The following is a 12409-nucleotide window of genomic DNA, read 5'->3' as shown; positions in this document are numbered from 1 at the left end:
CGGGGACCGGGGCGGAGCCCCGTGGCGTGGGAACCCCCGCCCGCCCCCTGACGGCAGTCCGTAGCACACCCACCCCCCACCCCACGCCCGCCCCTACCACTTTCGGGTCAGCTTCATCGGTCCGGCGGACGCATCAGCACGCAAACGGCAAGCTGATGCATCACGTACGCCAACCACGCAAAGGACCCGTATGCGCAACCCGCCGCCCCTCGCCGGAGGTACCCAAGGCCCCGACGCCCTGCGGCCGTTGCTCGCCACCGTCCTCGACGCCCTGCACAAGGGGGCCGCCCACCGCGGCGGCCCCCTCCCCGCAGGCGGCCCCGAGGCCGTCACGGCACAACTCCACCACGACGTAGGAGAGTTGCTGCCCACCCACGGCACGGGCCCCGAAGAGGCGCTGCGCACCCTCGTCACCGCCCTCGCCGAAGGCGCCGCAGACCCCGCCGACCCCCTGTGCGCCGCCCACCTGCACTGCCCGCCGCTCGCCGTCGCCACCGCCGCGGACCTCGCCGCGAGCGCCCTCAACCCCTCCATGGACTCCTGGGACCAGGCCCCCGCCGCCTCCGCCCTGGAAGCCCTCGTCACCACCACCCTCGCCCACGAGGTCTACGGCCCCCCGGACCAGGGCCCCACCCCCGACGCCCTCGTCACCACCGGCGGCACCGAAGCCAACCAGCTCGCCGTCCTCCTCGCCCGCGAAGCCGCCGCCCCCGGCGAACCCGTCCACCTCCTCGTCGGCGCCAACGCCCACCACAGCCTCACCCGCGCCGCCTGGCTCCTCGGACTGCCCGACCCCATCACCGTGCCCGCCCCCGCCGGCACCCTCGACCCGGCCGCCCTCGACGACGCGCTCACCGCACTCCCGGGACCCAAACTCGTCGCCGCCACCGCAGGCACCACCGACGCCGGACTCATCGACCCGCTCCCCGAAATCGCCGACATCTGCGAGCGGCACGGCGCCCGCCTCCACATCGACGCCGCCTACGGTGCGGGCGCCCTCTTCAGCCCCCGCGAAGCCCCCAAGCTGCACGGCCTCGCCCGCGCCCACACCGTCGCCCTCGACCTGCACAAACTCGGCTGGCAACCCGTCGCCGCCGGCATCCTCGCCGTACGCGACACCGCCGAAACGAGCGCCCTCGGCCACCAGGCCGACTACCTCAACGCCGACGACGACACCGAAGCCGGCCTCCCCGACCTCCTCGGCCGCTCCCTGCGCACCACCCGCCGCCCCGACATCCTCAAAACGGCCGTCACCTTCAAAGCCCTCGGCCGCACCGGACTCGCCGACCTCGTCGACCACGTCACCGCGCTCGCCCACCACCTGGCACAACTCGTCGACGCACACCCGCACTTCGAGCTGTACGACACCCCCACCCTCACCACCGTCCTCTTCCGCCCCACCGGCGCCACCGACGAGACCATCGCCGCGATCCGCCGCACCCTCCTCACGGAAGGCCGCGCCGTCCTCGGCCGCGCCCGCATGGACGGGAAGCTCCACCTCAAAGCCACCCTGCTCAACCCGCACGCCACCCCCGAAGACCTCACCGCCCTCCTGGAACTGGTGGAAGGACACACGCCCCGATGACAGCCGCGCCCACCCCCAACCCCGCAACACCCACCACCGAAGCACCCCGCGACCTCGTCGGCATCGGCATCGGACCCTTCAACCTCTCCCTCGCCGCCCTCGCCCACCCCCTCACCGAACTCGACACCGCCTTCTACGAACAACGCCCCGACTTCCACTGGCACCCCGGCCTGCTCATCGAAGGCGCCACCCTCCAAGTCCCCTTCCTCGCCGACCTGGTGACCCTCGCCGACCCCACCAGTCACTGGAGCTTCCTCAACTACCTCAAGACCCGCGAGCGCCTCTTCCCCTTCTACTTCGCCGAGCGCTTCCACATCCAGCGCGCCGAATACGACGCCTACTGCCGCTGGGTCAGCGAAAACCTCCCCGGACTCCACTTCTCCCACCAGGTCGACGCCGTCCGCTGGAACGCCGAACGCGCCCTCTTCGAAGTCGACTTCACCCAACTCGACGCCGAAGGCGAAGCCGAAGCCCTCGGCCGTACGTATACGAAGAACGTCGCCATCGGCGTCGGCACCGCCCCCTACGTCCCCGAACCCCTCAAGCCCCTGGCCGACGCCCCCACCGTCCCCGTCATCCACTCAGCCGACTACCTCAGCCACCGCGAACGCCTGCTCGCCGCCGAACACATCACCGTCATCGGCAGCGGCCAATCCGGCGCCGAAATCTTCCTCGACCTCCTCAGGTCCCGCCCCGCAGGCCGCGAAAAGATCACCTGGCTCGCCCGCAGCGAAGCCTTCGCACCCATGGAATACAGCAAACTCGGCCTCGAACACTTCACCCCCGACTACAGCCACTACTTCCACCACCTGCCCGAAGCCGAACGCGACCGCCTCGTCCCCGCACAGTGGCAACTCCACAAAGGCATCGACGCCGACACCATCGCCGCCATCCACGAAGAGCTCTACCAACGCACCCTGGACGGCGGCTGGCCCGACGCCACCCTCACCCCCGGCGTCAGCATCCGCACCGCCGGACGCGTCGCCACCACCAAGATCGAACTCCACCTCGAACACCGCCAACAAGGCACCCGCTCCCGCCTCACCACCGACGCCGTCGTCCTCGCCACCGGCTACAAAGAACGCCCCCTCAGCGGCATGCTCACCGGACTCGACCCCTACCTGCGCCGCGACCACTCCGAACGCCCCCGCATCGACGACCACTTCCGCCTCGTCCTCGACGACCGCGTCCAAGGCTCCGTCTACGTACAGAACGCCGAACGCCACACCCACGGCGTCGGCGCCCCCGACCTCGGACTCGCCGCCTGGCGCAGCGCCACCATCCTCAACTCGCTGACCGGCAAGGACCCCTACCCGCAGCCCCGGCGCACCGCCTTCACCACCTTCGGCCTCACCGGACACGACCACCGCACCCCCCTGCCCGGCCAGCAGACAGGAGAGCGCGGCACCATGGTCAAACTCCAGGACTGACCGGCCGAACCACTACGGAAAAACCGGCGCCCCGTCCCGCGTCAACTTCCAGTCCACCGAAGCGAAATCGGCCGGATCCAGGACACCCTTCGCCGTCACCCACTCCGCGATCCGCGTCCGGATCTCCGTCGACTCCGACCACAGCTCCTTCGCCGACGCCACATGCGGGAACGCGCCACCACCGTTCGCCCGATAGTTGTTCACCGCGAACACGAACTGCGCCGCATCATCCAGATCCTTGCCGTCGAACTTCAGGTTCTTGATCCGTGAACCCGCCGCCTGCGCGATGTCGATGTCGTACGTCAACCCCGACACATAGTCGTAGTTGTAGTCCGGCCGATTACCCGCGTTCGTCAGCTTGTTGACGTCGACATCCGCACCCGCCGCCGTCCGCACGAAATACTCCGCCGAATACTCCAGATACGCCCGCACCTGCGCACCCGTCAGCAACTTCGCCACCAACGTGTTGTCATACACATACAGACCCGACAGATCCCGGATGGTGACATCACCCGCCGGAATCTCCGACGTACGCGAGAACGGCGAAGCCTGCGACAGCACCGGCAGCTTCGCGTACTCCGACGACGCCAGCGCCTTCGCCACCACATCCGCCTGCACCTTGTTGATCAAATCGATGATCGGCGCATCCTTGTAGCGGGCATCAACCGTCGTCAACGCCAGCTTCGCCGTCCCCACGACCTGATTGACGTACTCCACCACCGCTTCATGCTGCTCCCCGAGCAGCTTCGAGATCTCCGGATCGTCCGCCACCGCATTCGTGTTCCGCAGCGACGCCTTCACCGACTCGACAGCCCAACGACCCTTCTCCCAGACGAGATCGAAGTCGAACAACGTCAACCGCTCCGCATAGCAAAGCGGTTCGGACAGAACAACCGTCTTCCCCGTCTCCTCGTTCGTCACCAACTGCTGCTCGATCTCGACATGCGCGTGCCCCACCAGAATCGCGTCGACCCCCGGCACCTGCTTCGCGACATTCGCCGCCGCGTTCTCCACATACGGCACCTGATCCCCGTACGAAGACTGCCCCGACGCCCCCGAATGCGCCGACACGATCACCACGTCCGCCCCCATCGACCGCAGCTTCGGCACCCACTTCGCCGCCTGCTCCTCAAGCCCCGGGAACTTCAACACGCCCTGCACATACGCCTTGTCCCAGATCGCGATCCCCGGATTGGTCAGTCCGAGAACCGCCACCTTCACGTCCTTGCCGTGCGGGGTGCGCAGCCGCTTCATGAAGTACGGAGGAAACGCCGGCCGCTCCGTCTTCGCATCCACCGCATTCGCGCCCAACAGCGGAAAATCACACTGCGACTCGAACTTCCTGAGCGTCTCGATGCCGTAGTTGAACTCGTGATTTCCCAGCGCCACCGCGTCATACCCGATCGCGTTCATCGCCCGCGCCATCGGATGCACCGGACCACCCGCCGCCGTGATCGGATCCACCTTCGCGTAGTAGTACGTCAGCGGAGTGCCCTGAATCGTGTCCCCGGCGTCCACGAGAAGGGTGTTCCCCCGCCCCTTCTCCTCCCGCACCTGATCCACCAGCGTCGAGATACGGGCCAGCCCCTGCGCATTGCCGTCCGCATCCGCATAGTCGGCATTCTTGAAGTAGTCCCAGTTGAAGACATGACCGTGCAGATCCGTCGTCCCCATGACAGTGAACGCGTACCGCTTCCGCTTCTTCCGCTTCTCCGGCGCCGCCGCGGACGCGGACGGCGCCACCACGGCACCGGTCAGGGCCGCACCCGCACCCGTGGCGGCCGACCTGGCGAGAAACGATCTACGGTCCAACGACATCGAGGTCTCCTCGTCTACGTGAACGCGCCAAAGCGACGCGCGTAGATTCTTGCTCACCCACCCCAACTCGCAACAGCCTCAAGAGGTTTCATTTCGATGATGACAAGGTGGGCGCATGGCCAACGACCACCACCAGACCGCCACCCCCGAAGCCCCGCGGATCGCGGTCCGCGGCGAAGCCCACATCGAAGCCGAACCCGAACTCGCCCGCATCGGCATCACCGTCGCCGCCCGCGGCACCGACCGCCGCACCGCCCTCGAAGACCTCACCCGCCGCAACACCCACGTACTCGACCTCATCAAGAGCTACGGAGACGCCATCGACAAAACCGCCACAGGCGCCCTCTCCATCACCCCCGAACTCACCAAACGCGGCCGCGGCGAACGCATCCGCACCTACCACGGCCGCGTCCACATCACCGCCGACCTCACCGACTTCACCGCACTCGGCGAACTCACCACCCGCCTCGCCGACCTCGACCTCACCAGCGTCGACGGCCCCTACTGGTCCCTGCGCCCCACCTCACCCGTACACGCCCAAGCGCGGCAACAAGCCGTCCGCGAAGCCGTCCAACGCGCCCGCGAATACGCTGAAGCCCTCGGCACCACCCTCGCCGCACTCATCGAGATCGCCGACATCGGCGCAGGCGAAACCTTCCAACCCGGCGCCCCGCCCCGCGCCATGATGCGCTCCGCCGCCTACGCAGGAGAGGCAGCGGAACCCGCCCCCGCACTCGACCTCGAACCCCAGCGGCAGCGCGTACGAGCCGAGGTCAACGCCCGATTTACGATGCACCCACCGACCCTCTGAACGAGACCGGACCGGCGCCGCATTCGCTCATCCGAGCACCAGCCCGCCCACATTCAACCCTTGTCAATAGCCCTTCACACAAAGGTTGTTGAGTAGTCATGACCGACCAATTCCCTACCCGTCGGTAAGGTTTAGGCTCGAAACATGCGCCGAGCAAAGATCGTCTGCACCCTGGGCCCCGCCACCGACTCGTACGAGCAGATCAAAGCACTCGTCGAAGCCGGAATGGACGTAGCCCGCTTCAACCTCAGCCACGGCACCTACGCCGAACACGAGGAGCGCTACCAGCACGTCAGGAAGGCCTCCGACGAAACCGGCCGCAGCGTCGGAATCCTCGCCGACCTTCAAGGCCCGAAGATCCGACTCGGCCGATTCAGCGAAGGACCCGTACTACTCGAACGCGGCGACGAGTTCACCATCACCGTCGAAACCGGCATCCAAGGCGACCGCCAAACCTGCGGCACCACCTACGACGGCCTCGCCGAAGACGTCACCACCGGCGAACGCATCCTCGTCGACGACGGCAAAGTCACCCTCGAAGTCACCGGAGTCGACGGACCCCGCGTCCGCACCCGCGTCATCGAAGGCGGCATGGTCTCCGACCACAAGGGCCTCAACCTCCCCGGCGTCGCCGTCTCCGTCCCCGCCCTCTCCGACAAGGACGAAGCCGACCTCCGCTGGGCCCTGCGCACCGGCGCCGACGTCATCGCGCTCTCCTTCGTCCGCAGCGGCCGCGACATCGAAGACGTCCACCGCATCATGAACGAGGAAGGCCGCCGCCTCCCCGTCATCGCCAAGGTCGAAAAGCCCCAAGCCGTCGACAACATCGACGACATCGTCGCCGCATTCGACGGCATCATGGTCGCCCGCGGCGACCTCGGCGTCGAAATGCCCCTCGAGCAAGTCCCGATCGTCCAAAAGCGCGCCATCAAGCTGGCGAAGCGCAACGCGAAGCCGGTCATCGTCGCAACACAAATGCTCGACTCGATGATCGAGAACTCGCGCCCGACGAGGGCCGAAGCGAGCGACGTCGCCAACGCGGTGATCGACGGCACGGACGCGGTCATGCTCTCGGGCGAAACCAGCGTTGGCAAGTACGCCATCGAAACGGTCAAGGTCATGGGCCGCATCGTCGAAGCCGCCGAGGAAGACATCCTCGCGAAGGGCCTCCCGCCCCTGACCGAACGCAACAAGCCCCGCACGCAGGGCGGCGCGGTCGCCCGCGCGGCGGCCGAAATGGGCGACTTCCTCGGCGCGAAATTCCTGGTCGCCTTCACGCAATCCGGCGACACGGTCAGGCGCCTGTCGAGGTATCGCTCCCCGATCCCGCTCCTCGCCTTCACCCCGGACTCGGCGACGCGCTCACAGCTCAACCTCACGTGGGGCGTGGAGACGTTCCTGGGCCCGCACGTCGACTCCACCGACGCGATGGTCGCCCAGGTCGACGAACAACTCCTGAAGATCGGCCGCTGCAAGAAGGGCGACATCGTCGTCATCACGGCGGGCTCCCCTCCGGGCGTCGCCGGCTCGACGAACCTGGTCCGCATCCACCACATCGGCGAGGACGACAGCCCCAAGTAGGGGTGGGCGGGTCAGTACTTGGGCCCGATGTGGGCGTCCATGAGGGCGACGTCCGGCTTACGGGCGACCGAGATGTTGTACGGGTTCCCGTGGCGGGTGCAGTGCGTCCACGTGACGCCGAGCCGGTCGAGTGTGTCGGTGTACAGCTCCCGGATGCAGTCCGACTTGTTGGTGAAGAAGTACCGCGGGTACTCATAGCGCTTCCGCTCACCACCGACGAGGCGTGTGGTCCAGTTCGTGATCCGGCATCCGTCGGAGTGGATGAGCCCTCGGACGAACTCCCAAGGGTGGGCATCGACGATCTCCCGCTGCCAGGGCGCGAGCGTGATCTTGCGATCGTGCTTCTTGCCGGGGCCGTGTTGAGGGAAAAGGCAGGGCCAGTGTTGGCTGTAGCCGACGACCGAGACGCAGCCAACGGCCTGGACGCGGTACACCTTGCCGCTCGGGTTGAGTGTCGCGACGGCGTCCGCGCAGGCCTGGATGAGGCCGGGATAGACGTTGGCGCAGGCGATGCGCAGGAAGTAGCCCGAGCGCACGCCGGCGCTGATGCAGCCGTCGCCGAGGTAGAGCCCCAGCAGGTAGCTGTACGCCGCTGCCTCGGCCGGCGGGCTGGGTGTCGGGGCGCATCGGACGCACGGCGTCGCTCGGCCGCCCTGTATCCACGGCGCCGGTTCGATCCGGGTCTGCCATTCGCGGATCGCGGCCCGAGAGACGCCGACTTCCTTGCTCACGGAGTTGAGGCTGCGTCCCTGCGCCACCAGCGCCAGCGCTTGCTTGCGTGTACCCATGTCGTACATGTGGTCACTGTGCGTGCCCGCGGTGTGCGACGCGCAGCAAAAAGCGGATGTTCACGGGAACGTGAACATCCGCTTTCTTTTTATGACCTTGGATTCCAAGGAAAAGTGCCCCGAGTCGGATTCGAACCGACGCTGTATGGGTTTTGAATCCACCGCCTCTACCGCTGGGCTACCGGGGCTCCCTGCGAAACGAAGGCTGACGGTCACCCGCCGTGGCACCACCATATCGCAGCTAGGTAGGCTCTTGTAAGCAGCACCCCCCGCCCTGCTTAACCAAGGAGCGCCCCCGTGACCGCCCCCGAGACGCCCGAGCCCGTAGACGCCGTCGACGACGACAAGTCGCACGTCCCGCCGCTGACGACCCGTGTCGTCATCGCCGAGGACGAGGCCCTGATCCGCCTCGACCTCAAGGAAATGCTTGAGGAAGAGGGCTACTCCGTCGTGGGCGAGGCCGGCGACGGTGAGCAGGCCGTCGAGCTGGCCCGTGAGCACAAGCCCGACCTGGTGATCCTCGACGTGAAGATGCCGAAGATGGACGGCATCAGTGCGGCGGAGAAGATCGCCGGTGAGTCGATCGCCCCGGTTCTGATGCTGACCGCGTTCTCGCAGCGCGACCTGGTCGAGCGGGCGCGTGACGCCGGCGCGATGGCGTACCTGGTGAAGCCGTTCAGCAAGAGCGATGTGGTGCCCGCCATCGAGATGGCCGTGTCGCGCTTCACGGAGCTGAAGACGCTGGAGAACGAGGTCGCGGACCTTACGCAGCGGCTTGAGACGCGGAAGCTGGTGGACCGGGCGAAGTCGGTTCTGCAAACGGAGTACGGGCTCACCGAACCCGCCGCGTTCCGTTGGATTCAGAAGACGTCGATGGATCGTCGGCTTTCGATGCAGCAGGTTGCTGAGGCGGTCATTCAGGACGCCGAGGAGAAGAAGGCGTCGAAGGGCTGACGTCGCCCGTTACGTGTGTGAGGCCCGCATCCCGGTCCAGGGGTGCGGGCCTCAGCCACATCCACGTAAAGCCAAAGCGATCAGTCCTCGCCGAGGTAGGCCTTCCGTACGGATTCGTCGTGGAGGAGGTCCTCGCCGCTGCCGGAGAGGACGATGGAGCCGACTTCCATGACGTGGCCCTGGTCGGCGAGCGACAGTGCCGCCTGCGCGTTCTGTTCGACGAGCAGGATCGTCGTGCCTTGGGCCTTGAGTTCGTTGATGGTCGACATGATCTTCTGCATCATGATCGGGGAGAGGCCCATGGAGGGCTCGTCCAGCATCAACAGCTTGGGCTGGGACATCAACGCCCGTCCCATGGCGAGCATTTGCTGTTCGCCGCCCGACAGCGTTCCCGCCGCCTGCTTCCTGCGCTCTCCGAGGATCGGGAACAGCTCGTATGCGCGTTGTATGTCCTTTTCGACGGCTGTCTGGTCGCGTCGGAGGAAGGCGCCGAGTTGCAGGTTTTCGGTGATGGTGAGGCGGGGGAAGATCTTTCGGCCTTCGGGGGAGTGGGCAAGCCCCATGGCGACGATTTTGTGCGCGGGTACGGAGGCCAGTGGCTGCCCGCCGAAGGTGATCTTGCCGGCGGACGGCTTCAGCAAGCCCGACAACGTTCGCAGCGTGGTCGTCTTGCCGGCGCCGTTGGTGCCGATGAGGGTGACGACCTGGCCCTCCTCCACGCTGAAGGAGATGCCTTTGACGGCTTCGATCTTGCCGTAGGCGACCTTGAGGTCTTCGACCTCGAGCAGTGCGGTCACTGGTCGTTTCCTTCCCCGCCGGCCTGGGCCTCCGCGGCCTGGACTTCTTCGATGGCGGTGTCTTCGGGGGCGCCTTCGAAGGGGGTGCCGAGGTAGGCGGCGATGACGCGTTCGTCGCCCTGGACCACCTCGCTGGTGCCCTCCACCAGCTTCTCGCCCTGTACGAGTACGGCCACTCGGTCGCAGAGGTTGAAGATGAAGCGCATGTCGTGCTCGATGACGAGGACGGCGACGCCTTGGTCGCGGATGGCGACGACCAACTCTTCGGTGGCGCGGGTTTCTTGGGGGTTCATGCCGGCTGTCGGCTCGTCGAGGAGCAGGAGTCCGGGTTCGCTCGCCAGTGCCCTCGCGATTTCCAGCTTGCGCTGTTCTCCGTAGGGGAGGTTGCGGGCGAGGTGGTCGCGTTTGTGGGAGAGGCCGATGAAGTCGAGGAGTTCCATGGCGCGTTCTTCGCTGCCGCGTTCGGCTTTGCGGAAGCCGGGGCCTCGTAGGAGGGCTGACCACAGGCCTTCTTTGGTCCTTGTGTGGCGACCCACCAGCACATTTTCAAGGACGGTCATGTTGGCGAACAGGCGGATGTTCTGGAAGGTGCGGGCGACGCCTGCCTGGGTGACGAGGTGGGGCTGGGGCGGGAGGGTGTTGCCTTGGTAGGAGACTTTGCCTTCGGTGGGGACGTAGAGGCCGGTGAGGCAGTTGAAGAAGGTGGTTTTTCCGGCGCCGTTGGGGCCGATGAGGCCGACGATTTCGCCTTGGTCGACGTGGAGGTCGACGTTTCGTACGGCGGTGAGGCCGCCGAAGCGCATGGTGACGCCGCTTGCCTGGAGCACTGTGGTCATGGTGGTCACGCTCCGGCCTTGGTGGGTGCCGTACTGGCGCCGGTGAGGCTTGTTTGTTCGGGGACGTCGAGTTGGCCGGTGTCGTGGAATTCGAGTTGCCGGCGTTTGTCGGCGACGAGGCCTTCGGGGCGGAAGCGCATGAGGAGGATCAACGCGATGCCGAAGAGGAGGAGTTGGTAGTCGCCGATGAACTGGAGTTTGGCGGGGATGAGGTAGAGCAGGGCCGCGCCGATGAGGGGGCCGCTGACTGTTCCCATGCCGCCGAGGATGACTGCGGCGAGCAGGAATGCGGAGTTGGGTGGTGCGTTCTCGACGAATTTGTACTGGTCGGGGGTGACCGAGTACTGGACGTGGGCCTGGACGCTGCCGGCCATGCCTGCGAGGGAGGCGCCGAGGGCGAAGGCGAGGAGTTTGAGGCGGAAGGCGTTGATGCCCATGGCGCGGGCGGCTGTTTCGTCTTCGCGGATGGCGACCCAGGCGCGGCCGATGCGGCTGGCGCTGGCGCGGCGGAAGACGGTCACGACGATGATCGTGAAGAAGAGCATCAGCAGGTAGTAGTTGGCGAAGCGGCCGAGGTCGACGCCGAGGACGGTGTGGGTTTCGCCGAGGTCGAAGCCGAAGATTTTGAGGTCGGGGATGTTGGGGATGCCGTTGGGGCCGTTGGTGACGTCGGGTCCCGAGTCGCCGTCGAGGTTGTTCATGGTGATGCGGAAGATTTCGCCGAAGCCGAGGGTGACGATGGCGAGGTAGTCGCCGCGGAGGCGGAGGGTGGGGGCTCCGATGGCGACGCCGAAGACGAGTGAGGCCGCTGCGCCGGTGAGTACGGCTGCCCAGAAGGGGAAGTGGACGCCGATGGTGGAGTCGGGGCTGCCGGAGACGAGGGCTGCGGCGTAGGCGCCGACGCCGAGGAAGGCTACGTAGCCGAGGTCGAGGAGTCCTGCGAGGCCGACGACGACGTTGAGGCCGAGGGCGACGGTGGCGAAGACGAGGATGTTGGCGGCGACGTTGGTGTAGGTGTCGTTGGTCTGGGTGAAGGGGAAGGCGGCCGCGGCGACGAAGGCGGCGGTGAGGCTGATGTTGCGGTGTTTGTTGGTGAGGCTGGTGATGCGGGCGAGGAGGCCGGCTTTGGCGAGGCCTGCTGCGCCGAAGGCGACGATGATGAGGTAGCCGACGAAGAGTTCGCCGTATTCGGTGTCGATGCCGTACGTGAAGACGTAGAGGGCGAGGCCGAAGGCGACGGCGATGAGGAGGATTTCGGTCCACGCGGGGAGCTTGATGGTGCTGGGGCGTGGGGGTGGGGCTTTGAGGGCGGCCCGGAAGCGGGTCCAGGGGTTGGTGGCTTCGGGGTCGGGGGTGTCGGCGGGGAGGCCGAGGGCGAGGAGGGTGGTGGCGAGGGCTGCGATGCCCGCGATCCAGGCTCCGGGTTCGAGGTTGGCGGTGCCGCCGAGTTTCGCGGAGATGGCGCCCATGGTGTAGCCGGTGGTGCCGAGGGTGCCGAGGGCGAGGAGGAGGGTGGGGGCGGTGGTGCCGCCGGGGGTGAGCCATTGGAGGCCGCGGGTGCCGAGTCCCGAGAGGGCGAGGAGCAGGGTGAGGAGTGCGCCGACGAGGGTGAGGACTTGGAGTCCGCCGGGGTAGCCGGTGACGGTGAGGTCGCCGGGGAATTCGGTTGTCCAGGTCCAGGCGAGGAAGGTGCTGGCGAGGGTGAGGAGGGCGCCTGCCGCGGTGCCGTAGCGGGCTGCCTTTTCGGGGAGCGGGAGGGCGGCGGTCTTGGCGCCGGCTGTGGTTGTGGCTGTGGTTGTCGTCATGGTG

The 12409-nt window shown here is 67.1% G+C and carries 10 protein-coding genes and 1 tRNA gene; 5 read left to right on the top strand and 6 right to left on the bottom strand.

What is annotated here, in order from left to right; all coding sequences use genetic code 11:
* The first annotated feature begins 190 nt into the window (after positions 1 to 190).
* Together ACIRHA_RS24575 and ACIRHA_RS24570 are read left to right on the top strand one after the other, a co-directional pair.
* A complete protein-coding gene (locus tag ACIRHA_RS24575) occupies positions 191 to 1585 on the top strand; it encodes a pyridoxal phosphate-dependent decarboxylase family protein (protein ID WP_403849543.1) in 1395 nt (464 codons plus the stop codon).
* Positions 1582 to 3015 (top strand): lysine N(6)-hydroxylase/L-ornithine N(5)-oxygenase family protein, encoded by a 1434-nt coding sequence (locus ACIRHA_RS24570; RefSeq protein ID WP_403849540.1) that lies wholly within the window; start codon positions 1582 to 1584, stop codon positions 3013 to 3015. The genes ACIRHA_RS24575 and ACIRHA_RS24570 overlap by 4 nt, the downstream gene beginning before the upstream one ends.
* A gap of 12 nt (positions 3016 to 3027) precedes the next feature.
* On the opposite strand, the gene ACIRHA_RS24565 is transcribed toward ACIRHA_RS24570, so the two are convergent.
* Positions 3028 to 4833 carry a bifunctional metallophosphatase/5'-nucleotidase gene (locus tag ACIRHA_RS24565; RefSeq protein ID WP_403849538.1) on the bottom strand — a complete coding sequence of 602 codons (1806 nt, stop codon included), beginning with the start codon at positions 4831 to 4833 and terminating at the stop codon, positions 3028 to 3030.
* A gap of 115 nt (positions 4834 to 4948) precedes the next feature.
* Between ACIRHA_RS24565 and ACIRHA_RS24560 the strand changes: the two genes are divergently transcribed.
* Positions 4949 to 5644: an SIMPL domain-containing protein gene (locus ACIRHA_RS24560; protein WP_403849536.1), complete on the top strand. Its 696-nt coding sequence runs from the start codon at positions 4949 to 4951 to the stop codon at positions 5642 to 5644.
* Positions 5645 to 5788: 144 nt separating this feature from the next.
* Positions 5789 to 7225: a pyruvate kinase gene (pyk, locus tag ACIRHA_RS24555; protein ID WP_403849534.1), complete on the top strand. Its 1437-nt coding sequence runs from the start codon at positions 5789 to 5791 to the stop codon at positions 7223 to 7225.
* Positions 7226 to 7236: 11 nt separating this feature from the next.
* Here pyk and ACIRHA_RS24550 read toward each other — a convergent pair whose 3' ends face one another.
* The gene (locus ACIRHA_RS24550) at positions 7237 to 8022 is read right to left on the bottom strand and encodes a transcriptional regulator (protein ID WP_403849531.1); all 786 of its coding nucleotides are present in this window, start codon (positions 8020 to 8022) and stop codon (positions 7237 to 7239) included.
* Positions 8023 to 8128: 106 nt separating this feature from the next.
* A tRNA-Leu gene (locus ACIRHA_RS24545) sits at positions 8129 to 8201 on the bottom strand.
* Positions 8202 to 8310: 109 nt separating this feature from the next.
* Here ACIRHA_RS24545 and ACIRHA_RS24540 point away from each other — a divergent pair.
* Positions 8311 to 8967 (top strand): ANTAR domain-containing response regulator, encoded by a 657-nt coding sequence (locus ACIRHA_RS24540; RefSeq protein WP_266720737.1) that lies wholly within the window; start codon positions 8311 to 8313, stop codon positions 8965 to 8967.
* An 80-nt stretch (positions 8968 to 9047) separates the two neighbouring features.
* Here the strand turns inward: ACIRHA_RS24540 and ACIRHA_RS24535 are convergent, their stop codons facing one another.
* The 3 genes from ACIRHA_RS24535 to ACIRHA_RS24525 are packed head-to-tail and all read right to left on the bottom strand — an operon-like array spanning position 9048 to position 12405.
* Positions 9048 to 9764, bottom strand: coding sequence for an ABC transporter ATP-binding protein (locus ACIRHA_RS24535; RefSeq protein WP_403849529.1), 717 nt, complete (start codon positions 9762 to 9764; stop codon positions 9048 to 9050).
* Positions 9761 to 10600 (bottom strand): ABC transporter ATP-binding protein, encoded by an 840-nt coding sequence (locus ACIRHA_RS24530; RefSeq protein ID WP_403849526.1) that lies wholly within the window; start codon positions 10598 to 10600, stop codon positions 9761 to 9763. The genes ACIRHA_RS24535 and ACIRHA_RS24530 overlap by 4 nt, the downstream gene beginning before the upstream one ends.
* A gap of 5 nt (positions 10601 to 10605) precedes the next feature.
* Positions 10606 to 12405: a branched-chain amino acid ABC transporter permease gene (locus ACIRHA_RS24525; RefSeq protein WP_403849523.1), complete on the bottom strand. Its 1800-nt coding sequence runs from the start codon at positions 12403 to 12405 to the stop codon at positions 10606 to 10608.
* Positions 12406 to 12409 lie beyond the last annotated feature (4 nt).

Origin of the sequence: Streptomyces sp. NPDC102360 (genome assembly GCF_044766085.1) — a bacterium.
Classification (GTDB): Bacteria; Actinomycetota; Actinomycetes; order Streptomycetales; family Streptomycetaceae; genus Streptomyces.
Note: the sequence above shows the minus strand (reverse complement) of the source record. Positions and strands in the feature narration are given on the sequence as shown.

What these genes read in the sequence shown, in the direction of transcription:
- ACIRHA_RS24575 (WP_403849543.1), top strand. Translation starts at nt 191, where the DNA reads ATGCGCAACCCGCCGCCCCTCGCCGGAGGTACCCAAGGCCCCGACGCC.
- ACIRHA_RS24570 (WP_403849540.1), top strand. Translation starts at nt 1,582, where the DNA reads ATGACAGCCGCGCCCACCCCCAACCCCGCAACACCCACCACCGAAGCA.
- ACIRHA_RS24565 (WP_403849538.1), bottom strand. Translation starts at nt 4,833, where the DNA reads ATGTCGTTGGACCGTAGATCGTTTCTCGCCAGGTCGGCCGCCACGGGT.
- ACIRHA_RS24560 (WP_403849536.1), top strand. Translation starts at nt 4,949, where the DNA reads ATGGCCAACGACCACCACCAGACCGCCACCCCCGAAGCCCCGCGGATC.
- pyk (WP_403849534.1), top strand. Translation starts at nt 5,789, where the DNA reads ATGCGCCGAGCAAAGATCGTCTGCACCCTGGGCCCCGCCACCGACTCG.
- ACIRHA_RS24550 (WP_403849531.1), bottom strand. Translation starts at nt 8,022, where the DNA reads ATGTACGACATGGGTACACGCAAGCAAGCGCTGGCGCTGGTGGCGCAG.
- ACIRHA_RS24530 (WP_403849526.1), bottom strand. Translation starts at nt 10,600, where the DNA reads ATGACCACAGTGCTCCAGGCAAGCGGCGTCACCATGCGCTTCGGCGGC.
- ACIRHA_RS24525 (WP_403849523.1), bottom strand. Translation starts at nt 12,405, where the DNA reads ATGACGACAACCACAGCCACAACCACAGCCGGCGCCAAGACCGCCGCC.